Source organism: Microbispora sp. H10949 (assembly GCF_014161435.1).
GTDB lineage: Bacteria > Actinomycetota > Actinomycetes > Streptosporangiales > Streptosporangiaceae > Microbispora > Microbispora triticiradicis.
This window is the reverse complement of record NZ_JABBWZ010000007.1, coordinates 363,211-384,124: the sequence shown is the minus strand read 5'-3', so window position 1 is coordinate 384,124 and position 20,914 is coordinate 363,211. Positions and strand designations below refer to the sequence as shown.

General features: G+C 71.8%; 20 protein-coding genes. 9 read left to right on the top strand and 11 right to left on the bottom strand.

Features of this window, described 5'->3' with window-relative positions:
* Positions 1-66 precede the first annotated feature (66 nt).
* Both HHX40_RS21110 and HHX40_RS21105 read left to right on the top strand, forming a co-directional pair.
* Complete coding sequence (locus HHX40_RS21110; protein WP_182881956.1) at positions 67-591, top strand: DUF1697 domain-containing protein; 525 nt, start codon at positions 67-69, stop codon at positions 589-591.
* Between the two features lie 13 nt (positions 592-604).
* Positions 605-2,233, top strand: a complete 1,629-nt coding sequence (locus HHX40_RS21105; protein ID WP_182881955.1) for an ABC-F family ATP-binding cassette domain-containing protein — start codon at positions 605-607, stop codon at positions 2,231-2,233.
* A 4-nt stretch (positions 2,234-2,237) separates the two neighbouring features.
* On the opposite strand, the gene HHX40_RS21100 is transcribed toward HHX40_RS21105, so the two are convergent.
* The gene (locus tag HHX40_RS21100; RefSeq protein WP_310738213.1) at positions 2,238-2,750 is read right to left on the bottom strand and encodes an NUDIX domain-containing protein; all 513 of its coding nucleotides are present in this window, start codon (positions 2,748-2,750) and stop codon (positions 2,238-2,240) included.
* 64 nt (positions 2,751-2,814) lie between these two features.
* Positions 2,815-4,026 carry a cytochrome P450 gene (locus HHX40_RS21095; protein WP_182881954.1) on the bottom strand — a complete coding sequence of 404 codons (1,212 nt, stop codon included), beginning with the start codon at positions 4,024-4,026 and terminating at the stop codon, positions 2,815-2,817.
* A gap of 159 nt (positions 4,027-4,185) precedes the next feature.
* On the opposite strand from HHX40_RS21095, the gene HHX40_RS21090 reads away from it, so the two are divergent.
* Entirely contained in the window at positions 4,186-5,718 is a 1,533-nt protein-coding gene (locus HHX40_RS21090; RefSeq protein WP_220499370.1) for an MDR family MFS transporter, read from the top strand.
* Positions 5,719-5,755: 37 nt separating this feature from the next.
* On the opposite strand, the gene HHX40_RS21085 is transcribed toward HHX40_RS21090, so the two are convergent.
* Positions 5,756-6,787 carry an aldo/keto reductase gene (locus tag HHX40_RS21085; RefSeq protein ID WP_310738212.1) on the bottom strand — a complete coding sequence of 344 codons (1,032 nt, stop codon included), beginning with the start codon at positions 6,785-6,787 and terminating at the stop codon, positions 5,756-5,758.
* 154 nt (positions 6,788-6,941) lie between these two features.
* Between HHX40_RS21085 and HHX40_RS37800 the strand changes: the two genes are divergently transcribed.
* Positions 6,942-7,784: a helix-turn-helix transcriptional regulator gene (locus tag HHX40_RS37800; RefSeq protein ID WP_182881953.1), complete on the top strand. Its 843-nt coding sequence runs from the start codon at positions 6,942-6,944 to the stop codon at positions 7,782-7,784.
* A gap of 51 nt (positions 7,785-7,835) precedes the next feature.
* On the opposite strand, the gene HHX40_RS21075 is transcribed toward HHX40_RS37800, so the two are convergent.
* The 4 genes from HHX40_RS21075 to HHX40_RS21060 form a co-directional block, all read right to left on the bottom strand.
* Entirely contained in the window at positions 7,836-9,314 is a 1,479-nt protein-coding gene (locus HHX40_RS21075; protein ID WP_182881952.1) for a flotillin family protein, read from the bottom strand.
* 48 nt (positions 9,315-9,362) lie between these two features.
* Positions 9,363-9,563, bottom strand: coding sequence for a hypothetical protein (locus HHX40_RS21070; RefSeq protein WP_182873007.1), 201 nt, complete (start codon positions 9,561-9,563; stop codon positions 9,363-9,365).
* A gap of 52 nt (positions 9,564-9,615) precedes the next feature.
* Positions 9,616-10,746 carry an acyltransferase family protein gene (locus HHX40_RS21065; protein WP_182881951.1) on the bottom strand — a complete coding sequence of 377 codons (1,131 nt, stop codon included), beginning with the start codon at positions 10,744-10,746 and terminating at the stop codon, positions 9,616-9,618.
* An 80-nt stretch (positions 10,747-10,826) separates the two neighbouring features.
* Positions 10,827-11,603, bottom strand: coding sequence for an SDR family NAD(P)-dependent oxidoreductase (locus HHX40_RS21060; RefSeq protein ID WP_182881950.1), 777 nt, complete (start codon positions 11,601-11,603; stop codon positions 10,827-10,829).
* 176 nt (positions 11,604-11,779) lie between these two features.
* On the opposite strand from HHX40_RS21060, the gene HHX40_RS21055 reads away from it, so the two are divergent.
* Positions 11,780-12,640: a helix-turn-helix transcriptional regulator gene (locus HHX40_RS21055; protein ID WP_182881949.1), complete on the top strand. Its 861-nt coding sequence runs from the start codon at positions 11,780-11,782 to the stop codon at positions 12,638-12,640.
* On the opposite strand, the gene HHX40_RS21050 is transcribed toward HHX40_RS21055, so the two are convergent.
* Positions 12,632-13,444: an SDR family NAD(P)-dependent oxidoreductase gene (locus HHX40_RS21050; RefSeq protein WP_182881948.1), complete on the bottom strand. Its 813-nt coding sequence runs from the start codon at positions 13,442-13,444 to the stop codon at positions 12,632-12,634. The two genes, HHX40_RS21055 and HHX40_RS21050, sit on opposite strands and share 9 nt — an antisense overlap.
* A 235-nt stretch (positions 13,445-13,679) precedes the next feature.
* Here HHX40_RS21050 and HHX40_RS21045 point away from each other — a divergent pair, with 235 nt between their 5' ends.
* The 4 genes from HHX40_RS21045 to HHX40_RS21030 are packed head-to-tail and all read left to right on the top strand — an operon-like array spanning position 13,680 to position 17,478.
* Entirely contained in the window at positions 13,680-16,139 is a 2,460-nt protein-coding gene (locus HHX40_RS21045) for a sensor histidine kinase (protein ID WP_182881947.1), read from the top strand.
* Positions 16,136-16,543, top strand: coding sequence for a roadblock/LC7 domain-containing protein (locus HHX40_RS21040; protein ID WP_030507694.1), 408 nt, complete (start codon positions 16,136-16,138; stop codon positions 16,541-16,543). The genes HHX40_RS21045 and HHX40_RS21040 overlap by 4 nt, the downstream gene beginning before the upstream one ends.
* 31 nt (positions 16,544-16,574) lie before the next feature.
* Positions 16,575-16,922, top strand: a complete 348-nt coding sequence (locus HHX40_RS21035; RefSeq protein ID WP_244301666.1) for a DUF742 domain-containing protein — start codon at positions 16,575-16,577, stop codon at positions 16,920-16,922.
* Positions 16,903-17,478 (top strand): GTP-binding protein, encoded by a 576-nt coding sequence (locus HHX40_RS21030; RefSeq protein WP_111700339.1) that lies wholly within the window; start codon positions 16,903-16,905, stop codon positions 17,476-17,478. Before HHX40_RS21035 ends, HHX40_RS21030 begins: the two co-directional genes overlap by 20 nt.
* Before the next feature lie 19 nt (positions 17,479-17,497).
* On the opposite strand, the gene HHX40_RS21025 is transcribed toward HHX40_RS21030, so the two are convergent.
* The 3 genes from HHX40_RS21025 to xylA form a co-directional block, all read right to left on the bottom strand.
* Positions 17,498-18,145, bottom strand: a complete 648-nt coding sequence (locus HHX40_RS21025) for a DUF998 domain-containing protein (RefSeq protein WP_111700338.1) — start codon at positions 18,143-18,145, stop codon at positions 17,498-17,500.
* 140 nt (positions 18,146-18,285) lie between these two features.
* Positions 18,286-19,656 (bottom strand): xylulokinase, encoded by a 1,371-nt coding sequence (xylB, locus tag HHX40_RS21020; RefSeq protein WP_182881946.1) that lies wholly within the window; start codon positions 19,654-19,656, stop codon positions 18,286-18,288.
* Positions 19,657-19,690: 34 nt separating this feature from the next.
* Positions 19,691-20,836 (bottom strand): xylose isomerase, encoded by a 1,146-nt coding sequence (xylA, locus tag HHX40_RS21015; RefSeq protein WP_111700336.1) that lies wholly within the window; start codon positions 20,834-20,836, stop codon positions 19,691-19,693.
* Between the last annotated feature and the right edge of the window lie 78 nt (positions 20,837-20,914).

Sequence of the window (20,914 nt, the reverse complement as noted above, 5' to 3'; positions counted from 1 at the left end):
CGGCCTTATACCTGACGGTTGTTGACATGATCGGGGGATAGTCTCCCGCCGGAAGGAGGCGATGCGATGCGTTACGTAGCGCTGTTGCGCGGTATCAACGTCAATCCCGCCACCGCGGTGGCGATGGCCGATCTCAGGGCGCTTCTCGACCGCCTCGGGTACGGGGACGTGCGTACGCACCTGCGCAGTGGAAACGCCCTGTTCACGGCCGGCGGTGACGCCGATTCGATCGCCGCCGCGATCGAGCGCGGGCTCCAGGAGGAGCTCGGCCTGTCCACAACGGTGATCCTCCGTACTGCTGAGGAGCTTCGCGGCGTGGTGGAGCGCAATCCCCTGGAGGTCAGGGACCCCGCGCGGTTCGCCGTGGTCTTCCTGGCCCGGCCGCCGGACCGGGAAGGGCTGGCGAGCATCGAGCCGGCGGCGTACGCCCCGGAGGAGATGCGGATCGGCGAGCGGGAGCTCTACGTTTACTTCCCCGACGGGCTGCGGCGTCCCAAGCTGCCGCCGCTGCTGGAGAAGCATGCGACCGGCCCGGCGACCATGCGCAACTGGAACACCGTCACCCGCCTGCTCTCGCTCGCCACCCAGTAGGGTCGGTGTCCTGATGAGCGCCACTCTTGTCGCGAAGGAACTCGCCGCCGGGCACGGCGACCGCGTCCTGTTCACGGATCTCGATCTGGTCGTCGCGCCCGGGGACGTCGTGGGGCTGGTGGGGGTGAACGGCGCGGGCAAGTCGACGCTGCTGCGCCTGCTGGCCGGCCTCGACGCCCCCGAGCACGGCAGCGTACGGCTCAGCCCGCCTGCCGCCAACGTCGGTCATCTGCCGCAGGAGCCCGAACGGCGGCCCGGGGAGACCGTCGCCGCCTTCCTCGCCCGCCGTACCGGGGTCGCCGCCGCACAGCGGGCCCTCGACGCGGCCACCGAGGCGCTCGTCGGCGGCGATCCCGGCGACGCGTACTCCGAGGCCCTCGATCGCTGGCTCGCCCTCGGCGGCGCCGACCTGGAGGAGCGGACCGCCGAAGTGGCGGCCGACCTCGGGCTCACGGTCGGCACGGAGCAGGAGATGGCGTCCCTGTCCGGCGGGCAGGCGGCCCGGGTGGGGCTGGCCGCGCTGCTGCTCAGCCGTTACGACGTGTTCCTGCTCGACGAGCCCACCAACGACCTCGACCTCGACGGCCTGGACCGGCTCGAACGCTTCGTGACGGGACTGCGCGCCGGGACCGTGGTCGTCAGTCACGACCGCGAGTTCCTCGCCCGCACGGTGAACAGGGTGGTCGAGCTCGATCTCGCCCAGCGGCAGGTGCGCGCGTACGGCGGCGGGTACGACGCCTACCTGGAGGAGCGCGAGGTCGCCCGCAGGCACGCACGCGAGCAGTACGAGGAGTACGCCGACACCAGGTCTTCGCTGGAGGCCCGGGCCAGGGGCCAGCGCGCTTGGATGGAGAAGGGCGTCAAGAACGCGCGCCGCAAGGCCACCGACGGCGACAAGCTCGGACGGAAGTTCCGCACCGAGGCGACGGAGAAGCAGGCGGCCAAGGCCCGGCAGACCGAGCGGATGATCGAGCGGCTGGAGGTCGTCGAGGAGCCGCGCAAGGAGTGGGAGCTGCGGATGGAGATCGCCGCCGCGCCCCGCTCCGGGGCCGTCGTCGCGACGCTGCGCGGCGCGGTCACGCGACGTGGCGCCTTCACGCTCGGGCCCGTCGACCTGCAGATCGACTGGGCCGACCGGGTCGCGATCACCGGCGCGAACGGCTCGGGCAAGACCACCCTGCTCGGCGTGTTGCTCGGCCGGGTAACCCCGGACGAGGGGACGGCGACGCTCGGCCCCGGGGTGGTCGTCGGCGAGGTCGACCAGGCCCGCGCCCTCTTCGAAGGCGACGAGCCGCTGCTCGACGCGTTCGGCGCGCTCGTCGACCTGCCGCCCGCCGACGTCCGCACGCTGCTGGCCAAGTTCGGCCTGCGCGCCGACCACGTGCTGCGCCCGGCGGCCACGCTGTCACCCGGTGAGCGCACGAGGGCGGCACTCGCTCTCCTCCAGGCCCGAGGGGTGAACCTGCTCGTCCTGGACGAGCCCACCAACCATCTCGACCTTCCCGCGATCGAGCAGCTGGAGTCGGCGCTCGCCTCGTACACGGGGACCCTGCTGCTCGTCACCCACGACCGGCGCATGCTGAAGGCCGTCCACACGACGCGCCGGGTCGTCGTCGAGTCCGGCCGGGTCCGCGAAGACTGAACCGCTACGGCCGCTGAGCCTCACGGCCGAAGTAGCGGGCCACGACCTGCGTGTGGAGCGGGAACGCCAGCTCCTGAGGGGCGTCGATCACCAGCCACTCGCTGGTCTCCGCGGTGGGGACGACCGGCGGGAGGGCGTCCGCGGCTGTGCGCGGCCCGAGGCCGAAGATCAGCACGGTGCCGTCGGGCGCGCTGAGCACGTCGAACAGCCGCACTCCGGCCGCGTCGACGACGACGCCCGTCTCCTCGCGGACCTCCCGTACGGCGGCCTGCTGCCAGGACTCGCCGATGTCGATGAAGCCGCCGGGGAGGGCGAGCAGGCCGCGGTGCGGCTCGACCGCCCGGCGGACCACGAGAAGGCCGGACGTACGCGCACCGTCCACCGGAAGCACCAGGACCGCGACCGGCAGGGGGTTGAGATAGCCGGTGTTGCCGCACTCCTGGCAGGTCCTCGGCCAGGGCAGGCCGGGCGCGTAGGCCGCTCCGCAGAAGGAGCAGTGGGAGTTCCTGATCGCCACGCTCGCGAGGGTAGCACCGGCGGACTCGACGTTGATCACGGATCGGTGCCGCGCCGGAACCGTCTCATCCCTCCGAGGTGACGTGCAGGGCGACCGGCCGCAGGACCAGGCCGTCGGCCCACTTCACCGACTCGGGCGGGGTGGCCAGGCGGAGGTCCGGGCGCCGGGTGACCAGGGCTCTGAACGCCTCGGTGAGCTCGACCCTGGCGAGGCTGGCGGCCAGGCAGCGGTGCGGGCCGTACCCGAACGCCACATGCGGGTTGGGCGGGTGGCCGGTGAAGCGGTGGATGTCGAACTGGCCGGGCTCGAGAAACGCCCGCGGGTCGTGGTTGGCGGCGTTCAGGTTCGGCATGACGACCGTCCCCGCGCTCAGCGGGCCGCTGGGCAGGTCGGTGTCCGCGGTGACGCGGCGCATGAAGGCGTTGGCGGGCGGCCCGTCGAAGCGCAGGACCTCCTCGACGGCGGTGGCCGTCAGGGCGGGGTCCGCGACCAGTTCGTCCCACTGGCTCCGGTGCAGCAGCAATCGGAACACGCCACGGGCGATCATCGAGGCCGTCGTCTCGTACCCGGCCGTGATCAGGGAGAAGACGGTGTTGACGAGCTCGCCCTCCGACAGCCGGTCGCCTTCGTCCCTGGCCTGGATGAGCAGGTCGATGAGGTCCTGCCCGGGCGAGAGGCGATGCCGGGCGACCAGTTCGGCGGCGTAGGCCATGAAGTCGGTGTAGGCCTCCTGGCGCACCTGCCCGTCGGCCGTGGAGGTGGTCAGGAACATGTCCGTCCACCGGACGAACTGCTCGTAGTCGTCGATCGGCACGCCGAGCATTTCGCAGATGACATGGGCGGGTAGCCGCAGCGCGTATCCCTGGACCAGGTCGAAGTCGTCGCCCAGGCCGTCGAGGAGATCCTCGGCGATCTTCGCGATGCGGGGCCGCCACGGCTCGATCTGGCGCGGGGTGAAGGTTCCGTGCATGATCCGGCGGTACCGCGTGTGCTCCGGCGGGTCCTGGTTGACCAGCGCGTCCGGGTCGTCGTCGATGCCGACGCCGCTCACGAACCGCGGCAGCCCGGGAAGGCGGAGATTGCGGCTGGATGTGGGCGAGGCCAGCAGGGCGCGGACGTCCTCGTACCGGACGACCATCGGGACGCGGTCGCCGCTGGGCATGGTCGCCGGCTCCAGCGGCCCCGACTCGCGCCTGCGGGCGAGCTCCGGCGACGGCGTGGCGAGCGGACCCGGCACGATGTCCGGCCCCCCGCTTGGACTCGGCTCGGTGGCCATCGCAACCCCTTCCCGGTCTGGGGCGCCCGGGGGGCGGCCTACGCGGAACGTACGAAATGTCGCCCGGCCCGTCAACAGGCCCGGAATGTTCTGCCATACGGTGACAGTTGCGCATGACGAAACCGCTGTGCCGAGGGCGTTCTTGAGGGAGTCTCATTCGTGACCACGACGACGACATCGAAGGGCATCGGGCTACGGTCGGAACGCGGTCCCGTCCTCGCCGCCATCATGCTGTGCACCGGCTTGGTGGCGCTGGACAGCACGATCATCGCGACCGCGGTGCCCTCGGTCGTCGGCGACCTCGGCGGGTTCTCCCAGTTCCCGTGGTTGTTCTCGATCTACCTGCTCACCCAGGCCGTCACCGTGCCCATCTACGGCAAGCTGGCCGACGTCTTCGGGCGCAAGCCGGTGATGTTCTTCGGCATCGCCGCGTTCCTGCTCGGGTCGGTGCTGTGCGGGGTGGCCTGGAGCATGCCCGCGCTGATCGCGTTCCGGGCGATCCAGGGCATCGGCGCCGGAGCGGTGCAGCCGATCAGCATCACGATGGCCGGCGACCTCTACTCGGTCGAGGAACGGGCCCGGGTCCAGGGCTACCTCGCCAGCGTGTGGGGCATCTCGGCGGTCGTCGGCCCGACGCTCGGCGGCGTTTTCTCCGAGTACGTCTCCTGGCGCTGGATCTTCTTCATCAACCTGCCGCTCGGCGCGGTGGCCGCCTGGGTGCTCGCCCGCCGGTTCGAGGAGCGGGTCGAACGCGGCTCCCACCGGATCGACTACCTGGGCGCCGTGCTGCTGACCGGCGGTTCCTCGCTGCTCATCCTCGGCCTGCTGGAGGGCGGCGTGGCCTGGGAGTGGAACTCGGCGCCCAGCCTGCTGATCTTCGGGGCGGGAGTGCTGCTGATCGCCGCCTTCGTCCTCGCCGAGCGCCGCGCGGCCGAGCCGGTGCTGCCGCTGTGGGTGTTCCGCCGCCGCACGCTGACCGGCGGCAACCTGGTCTCCGTCGGCGTCGGCGCCCTCACCATCGGGCTCACGTCGTACGTCCCGACGTACGCGCAGGGGGTGCTGGGCACCGGCGCGCTGGTGGCGGGCTTCGCCCTGGCCGCGCTCACTATCGGCTGGCCGCTCGCGGCGACGTTCTCCGGCCGCCTCTACATGCGCATCGGATTCCGCGACACCGCGCTGATCGGGATCGTCGTGGTGGTGGCGGGCACCGTGCTGTGCGCGCTGCTCGGCCGGAACGCGATGATCTGGCAGGTCGCCGCCGTCTGCTTCGTGGTCGGCGTCGGCCTCGGGCTGTCGGCCAGCCCCACGATGGTCGCCGTGCAGTCGGTCGTCGGCTGGGAGCGCCGCGGCGTGGTCACCGCGACGAACATGTTCTCCCGCTCGATCGGCAGCACGGTCGGCGCCGCGATGCTGGGCGCCATCTCCAACGCGACGCTGTCGGACCGCTTCGCCCACCCGCCCGCCTCCCTCGCCGACTCCGCGGCGGGGCGCCTGCCCGACAGCCTCGACGCCACGAGCCTGGTGCTGAACGCCCAGGGCGCGGCGGCCCACTCGGCCGCCGCGTCCTTCGTGCGGGGCGCACTGTACGACGCCGTCCACCACATCTTCATCGCGCTCGTCGTCGTGGCCGTGCTCAGCGTCGGCGCGCTGCTGCTCATGCCCCGCCGTACGACGGAGCTGTCGTTCGACTGACCGGACGCCCCGGCCGAGACGTCAGGCGGCCGAGCTGTCAGGCGGCCGTGCGTTCGCCGAGGGGGCGGCGGCGCAGGCTCGTCCGCTGGAGAGCCGGCGGCACGTACGCCTGGTCGAGCACGCCGACGTCGGTGCCGGGCGGGACGATCGCGTCGATCCGGTCGAGGATGTCGTCGGTCAGAGCGACGTCGACGCCCGCGAGCAGGTCGTCGAGGTGGCTCATCGTGCGCGGCCCGAGGACGGCGCTGGTCACGCCGGGATGAGCGATGGCGAAGGCCATGGCGAGGTGGGTCAGCGGCAGACCCGCCTCCTGGGCGAGCGAGATGAACCGTTCGACGGCCTCGATGCGGTGCTCGTCGTTGACGTGCTTGAGGAAGCCGGCGCGGCGGAGCTCGTTCTGCCGCCCCTTGCGGACCTGTCCGGTGAGCAGTCCCTGCCCGAGTGGGCCCCACACGAGCGTGCCCATTCCGTAGCGCTGCGCGGCCGGCAGCACCTCGCGTTCGATGCCGCGGTTGAGCAGCGAGTAGGGCGGCTGCTCGGTGCGGAATCGCTCCAGGCCGCGCCGCTCGGCGACCCACTGGGCCTCGACGATGTCGGACGCCGGCATGGCGGACGTCCCGATCGCGCGGACCTTCCCACTGTGGATCAGGTCGGAGAGCGCGGAGAGCGTCTCCTCGACGTCCGTGGCGGGGTCCGGCCGGTGGATCTGGTAGAGGTCGATGTGGTCGGTCCCCAGGCGGCGCAGCGAGTTCTCGACGGCGGTCATGATCCAGCGCCGCGAGGCGCCCTGCTGATTGGGATCGTCACCGACGGGGCGGCTCACCTTGGTCGCGAGCACGACGTTGTCCCGCCGTCCCTTGAGCGCCCTGCCGACGATTTCTTCCGAGTCGCCGTAGGCGTCGGCGGTGTCGATGAGGTTGATCCCGGCGTCCAGCGCCTTGTGGATGATGCGGGCCGAGTCGCCGGGATCGGGGTTGCCGATGGACGTGGCGAACATCAATGCGCCGAGCCCATAGGGGCTGACCTTGATGCCGGTGCGGCCGAGCGTGCGGTACTGCATGCGAACCATGCCTTCCTTCGTCGAACAGCCGGGGTCATCCGTAGCGTCGGCTCCCAGCCTCCGGCGGCGCGGGCGTGGGCGGGAGAGACGCCCTTATCCCGGGACAGGCCGTCCCTGGCAACGTCCGGCGCACCGGGGCATGGTGAGGGGCATGGTGAAGGGTGTGGACAGAACCGAACTGGCCGACTTCCTGCGTCACTGCCGTGCCCGAGTCACCCCTGCCGATGTGGGGCTGTCGCACGGCGCGCGGCGGCGCACCCCGGGACTGCGCCGTGAGGAGGTCGCGCAGCTGGCGAGCATGTCCACCGACCACTACACGCGGCTCGAACAGGCCAGGGGCTCGCACCCGTCCCGCCAGATGCTCGCCGCCGTCGCCCGCGCGCTGCGGCTGACCGGCGACGAACGGGACCACCTCTTCCACCTGGCCGGCGAGGAGCCGCCGCGGGACCGGTCGGCCACGGAGCACGTCCGGCCCGGCCTGCTGCTCATCCTCGACCGGCTGATCGACACGCCCGCCCAGGTGGTGAACGACCGCGGCGACGTCCTCGCGCAGAATTCGATGGACAAAGCACTTCACGGTGACATGTCCGCCCGCCCCGAGGCGGAGCGCAACCTCATCTGGCGCTACTTCACCGACCCGTCCGCGCGGGAGCTCTTCCCTCCCGGGGATCGTGACCTCGCCGCCCGCACGGCGGTGGCGGATCTGCGCGCCACCTCCGCCCGCCGCCCGGACGACGCCCGGCTGGCAGAGCTCGTACGCCGGCTCCGCGCCCGCAGCGAGGAGTTCTCCGCGCTGTGGAACGCCCACGACGTCGCCGTACGCCGCGCCGACGTCAAGCGCTTCCAGCATCCGGTCGTCGGCCTGCTGGAGCTGGACTGCGAGGTGATGCTGAGCCCGGAGCACGATCAGCGGCTGGTCGTCTACACCGCCCGCCCGGGCAGCGAGTCCCGCGAGCGGCTGGAACTGCTGCGCGTGATCGGCCTCCAGGACCTGATCCGCGGCTGAACGCACGAGACGTTCGTCCCCGTCCGAAGGGACGGGGACGAACGCGGGCCGTCAGGAGGCGGCGTCGACGGCGTTCTTCGTGGTGGGCTCGGCGCCGTTCACGCTCGCCCCGCCCTGCTGGACCGCCGCGGGAGAGCCGCCGGCCAGGAGGGTGCGCGCCAGGCCCAGCCCGGTGCCGCCCAGCGTGAGCGCCTTGGCCAGCATCTCCTCGATGCCCTGGGCGCCGTTGAGCACCACCATGTGGTCGACGTTGCCGAACGCCTTCGCCCCGGCCTCGACGATCTGCGGCCAGTTCTCGGCGAGCTGCTGGGCGATGACGGCCTCCTGGTTCTCCCGCAGCGCCTCGGAGCGGGCCCTGATCGCCTCGGCCTCGGCCAGGCCCCTGGCCTTGGCGGCCTCGGCCTCCGCGAGACCCCGCGCCTTGGCGGCCTCGGCCTCGCTCAGACCGGTCGCCCTGGTCGCGGCCGCGGCGGCCTCACCGCGCAGCCGCACCGACTCGGCGTCGGCCGCGGCCGCCTGCTTGACCTGCGACGCCTGCGCGACCGCCCGCAGCTCGGTCTCCTTCGCCTCCGCCTCGGCCTGCGCGATGCGCGCGTCGCGCTCGGCCTGCGACAGCGTCACGGTCTCGTACGCCTTGGCGTCGGCGGGCTTGCGCACCTGCGACTGGAGCCGCTGCTCGGAGAGCTGGGCCTCCAGCTCGGCCGTACGGGTCTCCTGGACGACGACCTCCTGACGGGCCGTGGCCTCCGACAGCGGACCGGACTGCCGCGACCGCGCCTGCGCCTCGTCGATCTCCGCCTGGTAGGAGGCCTGCTTGATCTGCGCGTCGCGCCAGGCGGCGGCCTTGTTCGCCGCCGCGATCTGCTCGGCCTCGGTGGCCTCCTGGTCGCGCTGCGCCTCCGCGATACGCGCGGACGCGGCGATCTTCGCGGCGTGCGGCTTGCCCAGGTTCGTGATGTAGCCGGTCTCGTCCTCGATCTCCTGGATCTGCAGCGAGTCGACCACCAGGCCGAGCTTGCTCATCTCGTCGGCCGCGGAGCTGCGGGTCTCGCTGGTGAGCCGCTCCCGGTTCAGGATGAGATCCTCGACGGTCAGGTTGCCGATGATCGAGCGCAGGTGACCGGTGAACAGCTCGTGGATGGCGCCGTTCATCGAGTCCTGCTGGTCGAGGAAGCGCCGGGCGGCGTTCGCGATGCTGGTGAAGTCGTCGCCCACCTTGTAGATGATCACGCCGCGCACCTGGACCGGGATGCCCTGCTGGGTCACGCAGTTGACCTGGAGGTTCGTGGCCCGGCTGTCGAGCCGCAGCCGCCGGGAGGTCTGGAAGCCGGGCAGCACGGCGGTGCCCTTGCCGGTCACGATCTTGAAGCCCAGGCTGTCGGCGAGCTCGTTTCTCGTGTGGGCCCCGAGACCCGAGATGATGAGCGCCTCGTTGGGCTCGGCCACCCGCCAGATGGCCTTGAACAGCATGGTGAGGACGATGAGGGCGACGATGGCGACGCCGCCCACGACCAGGATCTCCGAGGGCATGGGAGCCTCCGTCCTAGTGGGGGGAAAGTGAGAGGAGGAGGGTGCCGGTCAGACGATCGCGCGAGCGACGTAGACAGTGCGCGGGGGCGAATACTCCACGACGACGACGATGGACCCCACCGGGATCTCCTCGTCCGGGACGCTCGGATAGGCGTAGAACGCCTCGACACCCCCGCGGATGGGCACCATCACCTCGCCGACAAGGCCGGGACCGATCCTGCCCGTGACCCTGCCCTGTCTGCCGACCACCCGCGTCACCCCGTCGTTTTCACCACATCTGGCCGCACCGCGAATGCGTACGCTACCCCGGATTGCGCGCTTCGCCATGTTCAGCACCATCGCCCGGAAAACGTGCGTACGGACGCTGGAGTTCCGCCCTGCGCCTACCGGGCCGGTGACCGGGCCGCCGGCTGGGCCGGCGCAGCGTCGTGAACGCCCAGGAGACGTCCGGCTCCACCGCCCACCGGAAGGCCCGCCGTACCGGGGAGGTGCACAGCAGGGCCGCCAGTACGGCGCCCAGCAGGACCATCGCCGCCACGCCGAGCGGATTGACGAGCGCGTCGTGGAAGCGCTCCGTCACCTTCACCGCGAAGCCGTGCAGCAGATAGGCGTACATGGTGGCGGCGCCGAGGCCGGAGAACCAGGTGCGGCGGTCCGGGGTGAGCGCGAGGAACGCCAGGACCAGCAGGAAGCCCGCCGCCAGCATGGCGAGCCTGATCAGGGTGCCGGTCAGGTCGTCCACGCCGATCTGGTGGTTGGAGTGGCGCCAGCGGATCCACTCCGTCGGCACGAGCCGGTGCACGGCGAAGGCTCCGGCGAGCGCCGCGGCCAGCACGGCGCCACCCGTGATCGCGGCGACCCGCCCGCGCAGCAGCTCCAGGTGGCCGGGGGTGAGCATGAGCCCGAGCACGTAGAACGGCAGCAGGCCGAAGGTGCGGTTCATCGACAGCTCGTCCGGCAGCGCGCTCGTCCCCGACAGCAGCGAGAGCCCGACCGCGACCACCAGAGGATGCCGCAACTGCTGCCAGACCGGAGTGGACAGCCGCCAGAGGAACAGCGACATCAGGAACCAGGTCAGGTAGTACGGATCGAGCAGGCTGATCTCCAGCTTGCCGTACAGGAAGTAGCGGGGCAGCGAGTAGGCCACCTCGAAGATGACGTACGGCACGGCCAGGCCGCTGATGAGCTTGCGCGCCTTGCCGGCGGAGAACGTGAAGTTGCGCGACAGGTAGCCGCTGATCACGATGAACAGCGGCATGTGGAAGAGGTAGGCGTAGAAGTAGAGCGCGTGCGCCGCGGGGACGTCCCGCAGGTCCTCCACGAGGTGCCCGGAGACGACGAGCACGATGGCCAGGAACTTGGCGTTGTCCAGCAGCGGGTCGCGGGCGGGGGCCGCCGTGCCGGACGTGCGCGCGGGAACGGTCACGGTCATGCGGCCGGACCCTAGTCACCCGTCCGTGAGCACCGGCGCAACCCCGGGCGAACACTCCCCGAACTCTTGGGCCCGAACTCTTAGGCCCGGTAGCGCGTGGCGAGCTCGGGGCTCTGCCCTCCGAAGGCGGCGAGCTCGGCCCGGAAGACCGCGTCCAGGAGACCGGCGTCCTCGACGCCGGGGGCGCAGACGACCTCTCCCAGCTCCAGCCCGCGCAGGCAGGCCGTCACGACGTCGTCAGCGCTCATCCGCGGCACGGCGCTCAGGTCGAGGCCCTGCCGCTCGTGGAACTCGGTGGCCACCACACCCGGGCACAGCACCTGTACGGCGACTCCCGTACCCTCCAGCTCCGCGCTCAGGGTCTGGGACATCGCGACGAGGTGGGCCAGGGTCCCGGCGTAGACGGCGCGGCGGGGCATCTGGGAGTGCGGGGCCGGGCCGCTGAAGGCGATCATGCCGGCCACGTTGACGATCGCGCCTCCGCCCCGCTCCCGCATGCCCGCGACGGCGGCCCGGGCGAGCATGGTCGGGGCGACGACCTTGACGTGCACGAGCTCTCCGGCCTTGTCCGCGGGAAGCTCGGCCAGCGGCATGTAGTGGGCGACGCCGGCGTTGTTGACGAGCAGGTCGAGCGGCTCGTCCGCGCAGATCCCGGCCACCGTGTCGATGCCCTCGTCGGTGGACAGGTCGGCGGCCACGGTCCGGATCCCGGCTTCGGGATGTGAGGCGGCGAACTCCTCCAGACGCTCCTGCCGCCGGCCCACGACCACCAGGTCGTAGCCGTCGGCGGCCAGGCGCGCGGCGAAGGCCCTGCCGATCCCGGAGGTGGCGCCGGTGACGAGTGCGAGCCTGCTCATGACCGCGTGTTCCTTTCGGTTGCCGTGTCCGTGCTGCCGTGTTCGTGCTGCCGTGTTCGTGCTGCCGTGTTCGTGCCCCCAGCCTCCGGGACGACTCCGCGGCCGGGCCAGTCGTCCGGTCTTCCTGGGACTGCCGGTACCACGCGGGTCCTGGCCGGAACGGGCAGACTGGCGGCATGGCGACGTCGGAGTTCGGGCAGGCCGTGCGCCGGTGGCGCGACCGGGTCGCACCGGAGGCGGCGGGACTCCCCACAGGGGGGCAGCGGCGCGCGCCGGGGCTCCGCCGCGAGGAACTGGCCCTGCTGGCCGGGATCTCCGTGGACTATGTGACCCGCCTGGAGCAGGGCCGGGCCGCCAATCCGTCACACCAGGTCGTCGAGGCCCTCGCCCGGGCCCTGCGGCTGCCGGACGCCGAGCGCGCGCACCTCTTCCAACTGGCCGGGCTCCGGTCGCCGGGGCCCGGCACCGTGCCCACGCACATCACCCCGAGCGTGCAGCGCCTGCTCGACCGGCTGACCGGCTCCCCCGTCGCGGTCTTCGACGCCACCTGGACGCTGCTCCAGGCGAACCAGCCCTACGCCGCGCTCATGGGCGACTCCTCCGGCCGGCTCGGTCGGCGGCGCAACGGGGTGTGGCGCACCTTCCTGGGGCTGAACGACCGGGTGCGGCACACCACCGTGTCACGGCGCGAGCTGGAGGCGGCCCTGGTGGGCGACCTGCGGGCGGCCACCGCCCGCTACCCCGCCGACCAGCGGCTCAAGCGACTGGTGGCGGACCTGCTCGCGAACAGCGACAGGTTCGCCCAACTGTGGGAGACCGGCATCACCGGGCACCACCAGGCCGCCCGCAAGACGATCGACCACCCGGAGGCGGGCGCCGTGACGCTCGACTGCGACGTGCTCACCGTGGCGGGCGGCGATCTGCGCGTCATGGTCTACACGGCCGAGCCCGGCACCGAGGACGCCGAGCGCCTCGCGCTGATCACCGTCCTCGGCACCCAGGATCTGAACACTCGGTCTCTCGGCAGCTCAGCCTGACAGTCCGGTGGCGGCGGCGCTGGAGTCCCAGAGGGCGGCCGCGAGGGCGGGGTCGGACATCGTCTTCGGCACCCGCGCGGGGGCGTTCTTGACGAAGTAGCGGCCCGGGTGCTCCACGCCGTCGGAGTGGGTGGCGAGGTGGACGATCCTGGCGGCGCCGGCCTCGGGCGGCTCGCCCACCCCGGGAACGCGCCACACCATCTTCATGAAGAGCGTGCCGTCCGCGAAGGACGTCTTCAGCACTCCCGGGTGCAGGCAGGTGGCGGCCAGCCCGCGCTCGGCGAGCGACACGGTGAACAACGCGTTGGCCTGCTTGGAGTCGCCGTACTGCAGCCAGCCGTTCCAGCGCCGCCGTTCCCTGGACAGGTCGGCGGGGTCGAGGCGGCCGGTCTTGGCGGCCCGCGACGAGGTGGTGACGACCCGGGCGGACGACGCCGCGAGGCGGTCGGCGAGCAGGTTCGTGAGCAGGAACGGCGCCAGATGGTTGACCTGCATCATCAACTCGTTGCCGTCCACCGTCGTCCGCCGGTCGGGCGACATGACGCCCGCGTTGTTGACCAGCACGTCGATGCGGTCGTACCGGGCCAGCAGTTCCGCGGCCAGCCGGCGCACCTCGTCGAGGGAGGAGAAGTCGGCCACGAGGGTGTCCGGGCGGGCGCCGCCGGCCTCCGCGGCCCGGTCCGCGACGGCGCGCAACCTCTCGGGGGTACGCCCGATGAGCACGATTTGGTGACCTCGCCGAGCGAGATCAAGGGCGGAAGCTGCACCGATTCCGGCACCAGCCCCAGTGATCACTGTAATCATCGTTTCCTCCCCCTGCGCGGCGAGTGTATCGGTGCTAGCCTTCTGTGCGATCTTCCGGAGGTGCATTCCCCCATAAATGCGGCACAGCCTCCAGCACTGCAGGAGTGGCCATATGGGTTCAAAAAACCGCTCGATTCGGTTCAAGATCTTCTTACTGCTGCTCCTACCATTGCTCATGTTGAGTGCTATGTGGGGGTTTGCCCTAAAACTCACGGTCGGCGACGGTGTCATCCTCATGCGTTCCAAGACGCTGTACGACACCGTGGGCATCGCCTCCACCGACCTCGGGCTGCAGATCCAGGCCGAACGCGCACTCACCGCGGGAGTGCTGAGCAGCGGCCAGACGAACTCCGCCGCGCTCACCGCCCAGCAGGCCAAGACCACCGCCTCGGTGGACAGGTTCCGGAGGACCGCCGGCGAGGACTCCACCCGTGACGCCATGGGCGAGGACCTCGTGGCGCCCCTGGAGTCCCTGCTGTCCTCCCTCGAACGCCTGCCCTCGATCCGGGAGTCCGTCTCGCTCGGCCAGATGGACCGGCTGTACGCCATCAACTCCTACAACGCGATCATGGATGACATGTTCGCGCTGTACGAGAGGCTGGTCTCGGTTCCCGACCTGACCGTCTTCCAGCAGGCCAGCGCGATGCAGGGGATGGGCAACGCGCACGAGATGATCAGCCGTGAGGACGCCCTCATCCGCGGCGCGCTGGCCAGCGGCGTGATGACCGGCGAGGAGCAGACCGCGTTCAGCGAGTGGGTGTCCACCCGCCGCTTCCTCTACCGGAAGAACCGCACGGTCCTCACCGGCGACATGCGCGCGCCGTACGAGCAGGAGCTCACCTCGCCGCTGTTCGACCGCTTCACGGCGCTGGAGAACCTGCTCGTCAACCGGGTGCGCACCGGCGGGCCGGTCCCGCCGGAGGCCCAGAAGTGGTCGCCGACCGTCGACCAGCTGATCCTCAGGCTCGACTCGGCCCGGGTGAAGGCGTCGGACGCGCTCAACACGAACGCCACCTCGGTCGCGACCGGGATCCTGCTCCGCATCCTGGTCGCCGGAGGGCTCGGCCTCGTCGTCATCGTGACGACGATCATCTTCTCCGTGCGGTTCGGCCGCCGCCTCGCCCGCGACCTCGCCGGGCTGCGCGACGCCGCGCTCGACCTCGCCGACGTACGGCTGCCGCGCGTCGTCGAGAAGCTGCGGCGCGGCGAGGAGGTGGACATCGAGGCCGAGGCGCCCCCGATCAACGCGACGGGGTCCAGCGAGGTCGAGGACGTCGCCCACGCGTTCGGCTCCGTGCAGCGCACCGCCGTCGAGGCGGCCGTCGGTCAGGCCGCCCTCCGCCGCGGCGTCGGCCAGGTCTTCCTCAACCTGGCCCGGCGCAAGCAGACCCTGCTGCACCGCCAGCTCACGCTGCTCGACTCGATGCAGCGCCGGGCCGAGGACCCGGAGGCGCTGGAGGACCTGTTCCGGCTCGACCACCTCACCACCCGCATGCGGCGGCACGCGGAAGGCCTGATCATCCTCTCCGGGGCCACGCCGGGACGCGCCTGGCGCAAGCCGGTGCCGCTCATCGACGTGGTCCGGGCGGCGATCTCCGAGGTGGAGGACTACACCCGGGTCACGATGGCGCCGATGCCGGCCGCCACCCTCATGGGCGCGTCCGTGGCCGACCTCGTCCACCTGATCGCCGAGCTGATCGAGAACGCCACCGTCTTCTCGCCGCCGCACACCCGGGTGGAGGTCCGCGGGGAGCTCGTCGCCAACGGGCTCGCGATCGAGGTCGAGGACCGCGGCCTGGGCCTCTCGCCCGAGGAGTACGACGAGATCAACGCGCGGCTGACCGACCCGCCGGAGTTCGACCTGGCCGACAGCGACAGGCTCGGGCTCTTCGTCGTCAGCCAGCTCGCCGCCCGGCACGGAATCAGGGTGGTGCTGCGCGGGTCGCCGTTCGGCGGGACGACCGGGATCGTGCTCATCCCCCGCACCCTGGTCGTGGAGGACGGCGCGCCCGCGGCGATCGAGGGGCCGCCCGCCCCCCGCGGCGCCCACGCCAAGCCGATGCCGAGGGCCGTGCACGAAACGGTGCCGGACACCGTGCCGGACACCTTCCCGGAGAGATTCCCGGAGACCGCGCCCGAGACCACGCCGCCGACGCTGCGCGAGGCCGTCGCGGGACGGGTGTGGGAGCCCGACGGAGCCTCGGAGTTCCCCGAGTCGTCCCCGTTCTTCACCCCGGCCGCCCTGCGGACCGAGGCCGTGCCCTCCTCGATGCGCGAGGCTCCGCCCGCCCCCACGCCCCTCCCGACACCGTTCCCCACACCCGTCCCCACGCCCGTCTCCACGCCGGAGCCGGCCCCCGCGAACGGCGCGGGCAACGGTTCGGGGAATGGCGCGGGGAACGGCGCACCGAACGGCACCGCGTCCCGGGCCAGGGGGTCGGCGCCCAACGGGACCCACGCCGGTCTGCCGCGCCGGGTCCGCCAGGCCAACATCGCTCCGCAGCTACGCACCCCGTCCACGCAGCCGCCGCTGTCCGCCCCTCCGATGGAGGAGCGGTCGCCCGAGGAGGCCAGGGCCGTGTTCGCCGCCTTCCAGAGCGGAGCGCGCCGGGGCCGGGAGGACTCCGACCAGCCGGGTGGGGTAGCACCCGGTGACCACGCACACAACACGCACGGCGAGAAGGGTGACGCATGACCGGCAAAGCGACGTCGACCGGCGAACTGAACTGGCTGCTCGACGATCTCATCAGCAGGGTCGCCGCCGTCCGCCAGGCGGTGATCCTCTCCACCGACGGCCTCGTCGTGGGAGCCTCCCAGGGGCTGAGCCGGGAGGACGCGGAGCACCTGTCGGCGGTCGCCGCCGGGTTCCAGAGCCTGGCCAGGGGTGCCGGGCGGCACTTCGGCGGCGGCGAGGTGCGGCAGACCATCGTGGAGATGGAGGCGGCGTTCCTCTTCGTCACCGCCGCCGGGCAGGGCACCTGTCTGGCCGTCCTGGCCGCCTCCGACGCCGACGTCGGCCACATCGCGTACGAGATGGCGATGCTGGTCAAGCGCGTGGGCCAGCACATCTCCACCAACCCGCGCCGGATCTCCCCGTGAGACGGGCGCGCATATGACGGGACCCCAATGGATGGACGAGGAGGCCGGGCCTTTGGTCCGGCCCTACGCGCTGACAGGGGGCCGGGCGCGGCCCTCCGGCGCGAAACTCGATCTCATCACGATGGTGACCACCACGGGTTCACGCAGGGACCTGTCCGGGATAGGTCCCGAGCAGCGGCGGATCCTCGACCTCGCGCGCCGCGGCGCGTCGGTGGCGGACATCGCGTCCGACATCGACCTGCCCCTGGGCGTGGTCCGCGTCCTGATCGGGGATCTGCTCGATCTGGGACTCGTCGAGGCACGGGCTCCGGGCAAAGTGGCGCCGCTGCCAAGCGAGCGCATTCTCAAGGAAGTGATCAATGGCCTTCGCGCCCTCTGAGGAGCCGGTCGCCCTCAAGATATTGGTGGCCGGCGGCTTCGGCGTCGGCAAGACCACGCTGGTCGGCGCGATCAGCGAGATTCGCCCCCTCCGTACGGAGGAGGTGCTGTCCGACCGCAGCGTCGGCGTCGACGACACCGACGGCGTGGAAGCCAAGACGACCACCACGGTCGCGATGGACTTCGGACGCATCACCATCAGGGAAGGCCTGGTGGTCTACCTGTTCGGCACCCCCGGGCAGGAGCGCTTCTGGTTCATGTGGGACGAGCTCAGCTACGGCGCGCTCGGCGCGGTCGTGCTGGCCGACACCCGGAGGCTGACCGACTGCTTCCCGTCCATCGACTACTTCGAGCAGCGCGGCACGCCGTTCATCGTGGCGGTGAACTGCTTCGACGGGGCGGACCGGCACGAGGCCGACGACGTGCGGATCGCCCTCGACCTCGATCCGGAGGTGCCCGTCCTGCTCTGCGACGTACGGCGGCGCGCCTCGGCGAAGGTCGTGCTCGTCACCCTCGTGGAGCACGCGCTCAAGATGCTGACGGCCGCCCAGCGCTGAGCGGCCCGATCCCGGCGGATCAGCGGTGGGCCGCGAGGTCGGCCCGCCGCCCGCCGATCCACTCACGGAGCGGCGGCCCCCAGGTGAGCTGGACGAGCCGCAGGGCGAACAGCCCGAGGACGGACACCTCGGCGGTCAGCAGCAGCCGCTCCACCAGGCCGATCATGACGCCGTGGCCGGGCAGCGCCACGTAGGTGATGGCGGCGAGGCCGAGGCCGGAGGCGAGCGCGAGCCATTCGAGCGGCCGGGCGACGGCCTGCCACCGCTCGTCCTGGCCGAGCCGGCCCACGAGCTGGATCGCGGCGGCGGGCACGCTCACGAAGGCGGCCGCCGACAGGAGTCCGTGCAGGTCGCCCTGCCAGCTCGTGTCCGACGGGACGACCGCCGCGCCGATGAGGGAGGCGCTCCACAGGCCGATCAGGCGGGCGGGCCAGCCGTCCACGGGCGCGTGCACGGCGCGCATCCCGGCCAGCAGGGCGAGGGAGGCCAGGCCGAGGACGGCCATGGCGGTCTCGATCACGCCGCCGGCGTCGCGCGCCGCGTACTGGCTGATCGTCATGGAGACGGGGTCCAGCGAGGGCTCCCCGCCCACCTGCGCCGCCACGACGGTGACGACGGCGAGCAGGATGCCACCGCCGGCGAGCAGGGGATAGATCCTCTTGGCCATACCTTGAGGATCCCGCGTACGGCCCGTTTCTAACATCCGGGACAACGCGTACATCACCCCGATAGGGGGTCAGGGTCGTCTCAGGGTGGGGTCTCCGGGGTCACGTGGACCCCACCCCGGACGTCTACTCCTGCGCGCCTCTACTCCTGCGCCGCCTCGTGGTAGCGCTCGCGCAGGCCGGGAGTGGGGTCGCCCTCGTACCGCTCGGTGCCGCCCGACTCCCAGTGGGGCGGCTCCGGCTCGCCGGACAGCAGCCAGGCGGCCTGCTTGGCGGCGCCGTCCGCGACGTACTCCCCGGGGGTGGGGACGAGCACCGGACGCCCGAACACGGTGGGCGCGATCCGGCGCACCGCCTCCGAGCGGGCGCCGCCGCCGATGAGCAGCACCCTGGCCGGCTCGACGCCGAGCGCGTCCAGCGCGTCGGCGAGCCCGCACAGCATGCCCTCGACCGCGGCCCGGGCCAGATGCTCGGGGCTGGAGTTGGACAGGCGCAGCCCGTGCAGGGAACCGGTCGCGTCGGGCCGGTTGGGGGTGCGCTCTCCCTCCAGGTACGGCACGAGCACCAGCCCGCCGGAGCCCGCGGGCGCCCGCAGGGCCAGATCGCTCAGGCCCTGGGGGGTGACCCCGAGCATCCGGGCCGCCGCGTCCAGCACCCGCGCCGCGTTCAGCGTGCAGACCAGCGGGAGGTACCGCCCGGTGGCGTCGGCGAACCCGGCGACCAGCCCGGCCGCGTCCGCGGACGGGGTCTCCGAGCAGGCGAACGCCGTCCCCGACGTGCCGATGGACACCACCACGTCACCGGGCCGCATGCCGACGCCGAGCGCCGCCGCCATGTTGTCGCCGGTGCCGGGCGCGAGCAGCGCGCCGCCGTGCTCGGCCGTACCCGCCTGTTCGGCCGGGCCGAGCACGCGGGGCAGTTCCGGCACCCGGCCCATGGCGAGTTCCAGCAGGTCGGTGCGGTACTCGCCGGTGGCGGGCGACCAGTATCCGGTGCCGGAGGCGTCTCCCCGGTCGGTCGCGATCGTGTCCGTCCGCCCGGCGAGGCGCCAGGTGAGCCAGTCGTGCGGCAGGCAGACCGACCGCGTACGGCGGGCGTTGTCCGGCTCCTCGCGGGCGAGCCAGCGGAGCTTGGTCACCGTGAACGACGCCACCGGCACGCTGCCGACGGCCTCGGCCCACGCCTTCGGGCCGCCCAGCTCGGCGACCAGGTCGGCCGCGGCCCCGGCGGACCGGGTGTCGTTCCACAGCAGCGCGGGCCGGACCACCTCGCCGTTCTCGTCGAGGCAGACCATGCCGTGCTGCTGTGCCCCCACGCTGACGGCGGCGACGTCCGCCAGGCCGCCCGCCTGCTCGATCGCGCCCTGCAGGGCGGTCCACCAGTGGTCGGGATGGACCTCCGTGCCCTCCGGGTGGGGGGCACGGCCCTCGCGCACGAGGGCCCCGCTCTCCGCGTCCCGGATCACGACCTTGCAGCTCTGGGTCGACGAGTCGACCCCTGCCACGAGCGTCACAGTCGTCCCCTCACTCTGTCTTCCGGCCGGGCGGTCAGCCGCGGACGCCGAGGAGGTGCTCCAGCGCGAGCTGGTTCAGCCGGGTGAAGTGGAAGCCGCGGGCGGCCACCTCGTCGACGTCGATCGACTCGGCGAGGACGTCGTCGTAGGTCTCGCCCTCGGCCAGGGTCGGCTGGGCCAGCTCGGTGAGCTTGCTGGCGGCCAGCGCCTCCTGCACCTCGGGGTCGGCGCGGAAGGCCTTCGACTTCTCCTTGAAGATGAGGTAGGTCCGCATGTTCGCGGCCGCCGACTCCCAGACGTCTTCCTTGTCCTCGGTGCGCAGCGGCTTGTAGTCGAAGTGGCGCGGGCCGTCGTAGCCGCCGTTCTCCAGCAGGTCGACCAGGAAGAACGCGCTCTTCACGTCGCCGTGGCCGAAGACGAGGTCCTGGTCGTACTTCGGGCCGTGCTGGCCGTTGAGGTCGATGTGGAACAGCTTGCCGTGCCACAGCGCCTGGGCGATGCCGTGCACGAAGTTCATACCGGCCATCTGCTCGTGGCCGACCTCGGGGTTGAGGCCCACCATCTCGGGGTGCTCCAGCGAGTTGATGAACGCCAGGGCGTGCCCGATCGTCGGGAGCAGGATGTCGCCGCGCGGCTCGTTCGGCTTGGGCTCGACCGCGAAGCGGATGTCGTAGCCCTTGTCGATCACGTACTGGCACAGGAGGTCGAAGCCCTCCTTGTAGCGGTCGAGCGCGACCCGCACGTCCTTGGCGGCGTCGGACTCGGCGCCCTCACGGCCGCCCCAGCACACGTACGTCGTGGCCCCGAGCTCGGCGGCGAGGTCGATGTTGCGAATGACCTTGCGAAGGGCGTACCGCCGGACGTCGCGGTCGTTGCTGGTGAACCCGCCGTCCTTGAAGATCGGGTGGGTGAACAGGTTGGTCGTGGCCATCGGCACCTTCAGGCCGGTCTCGCTGAGAGCCTTCTTGAAGCTCTCGATGGCCTTGGTCCGGTCCTGCTCCACCGCGAGGAGGTCGTCGTCGTGGAACGTCACACCGTACGCGCCGAGCTCGGCCAGGCGGTGCACGCTCTCGACCGGGTCCAGCGGGGCCCGGGTGGCGTCGCCGAACGGGTCGCGCGCCTGCCAGCCGACGGTCCACAGCCCGAACGTGAAACGGTCCTCGGGAGTGGGGGTGTACATGAGTCGCCTCCGAATTAGTCTATGTTGTGGACTAAATATCCGACGTGGCGGGCTCCGGGTCAAGAGGGCGTGTCCAGG

Excerpts from the sequence above, each read along its gene's own strand:
- HHX40_RS21110 (WP_182881956.1), top strand. The coding sequence starts at position 67 with ATGCGTTACGTAGCGCTGTTGCGCGGTATCAACGTCAATCCCGCCACC.
- HHX40_RS21105 (WP_182881955.1), top strand. The coding sequence starts at position 605 with ATGAGCGCCACTCTTGTCGCGAAGGAACTCGCCGCCGGGCACGGCGAC.
- HHX40_RS21095 (WP_182881954.1), bottom strand. The coding sequence starts at position 4,026 with ATGGCCACCGAGCCGAGTCCAAGCGGGGGGCCGGACATCGTGCCGGGT.
- HHX40_RS21085 (WP_310738212.1), bottom strand. The coding sequence starts at position 6,787 with ATGGTTCGCATGCAGTACCGCACGCTCGGCCGCACCGGCATCAAGGTC.
- HHX40_RS21075 (WP_182881952.1), bottom strand. The coding sequence starts at position 9,314 with ATGCCCTCGGAGATCCTGGTCGTGGGCGGCGTCGCCATCGTCGCCCTC.
- HHX40_RS21065 (WP_182881951.1), bottom strand. The coding sequence starts at position 10,746 with ATGACCGTGACCGTTCCCGCGCGCACGTCCGGCACGGCGGCCCCCGCC.
- HHX40_RS21060 (WP_182881950.1), bottom strand. The coding sequence starts at position 11,603 with ATGAGCAGGCTCGCACTCGTCACCGGCGCCACCTCCGGGATCGGCAGG.
- HHX40_RS21055 (WP_182881949.1), top strand. The coding sequence starts at position 11,780 with ATGGCGACGTCGGAGTTCGGGCAGGCCGTGCGCCGGTGGCGCGACCGG.
- HHX40_RS21050 (WP_182881948.1), bottom strand. The coding sequence starts at position 13,444 with ATGATTACAGTGATCACTGGGGCTGGTGCCGGAATCGGTGCAGCTTCC.
- HHX40_RS21045 (WP_182881947.1), top strand. The coding sequence starts at position 13,680 with ATGCGTTCCAAGACGCTGTACGACACCGTGGGCATCGCCTCCACCGAC.
- HHX40_RS21040 (WP_030507694.1), top strand. The coding sequence starts at position 16,136 with ATGACCGGCAAAGCGACGTCGACCGGCGAACTGAACTGGCTGCTCGAC.
- HHX40_RS21035 (WP_244301666.1), top strand. The coding sequence starts at position 16,575 with ATGGACGAGGAGGCCGGGCCTTTGGTCCGGCCCTACGCGCTGACAGGG.
- HHX40_RS21030 (WP_111700339.1), top strand. The coding sequence starts at position 16,903 with ATGGCCTTCGCGCCCTCTGAGGAGCCGGTCGCCCTCAAGATATTGGTG.
- HHX40_RS21025 (WP_111700338.1), bottom strand. The coding sequence starts at position 18,145 with ATGGCCAAGAGGATCTATCCCCTGCTCGCCGGCGGTGGCATCCTGCTC.
- xylA (WP_111700336.1), bottom strand. The coding sequence starts at position 20,836 with ATGTACACCCCCACTCCCGAGGACCGTTTCACGTTCGGGCTGTGGACC.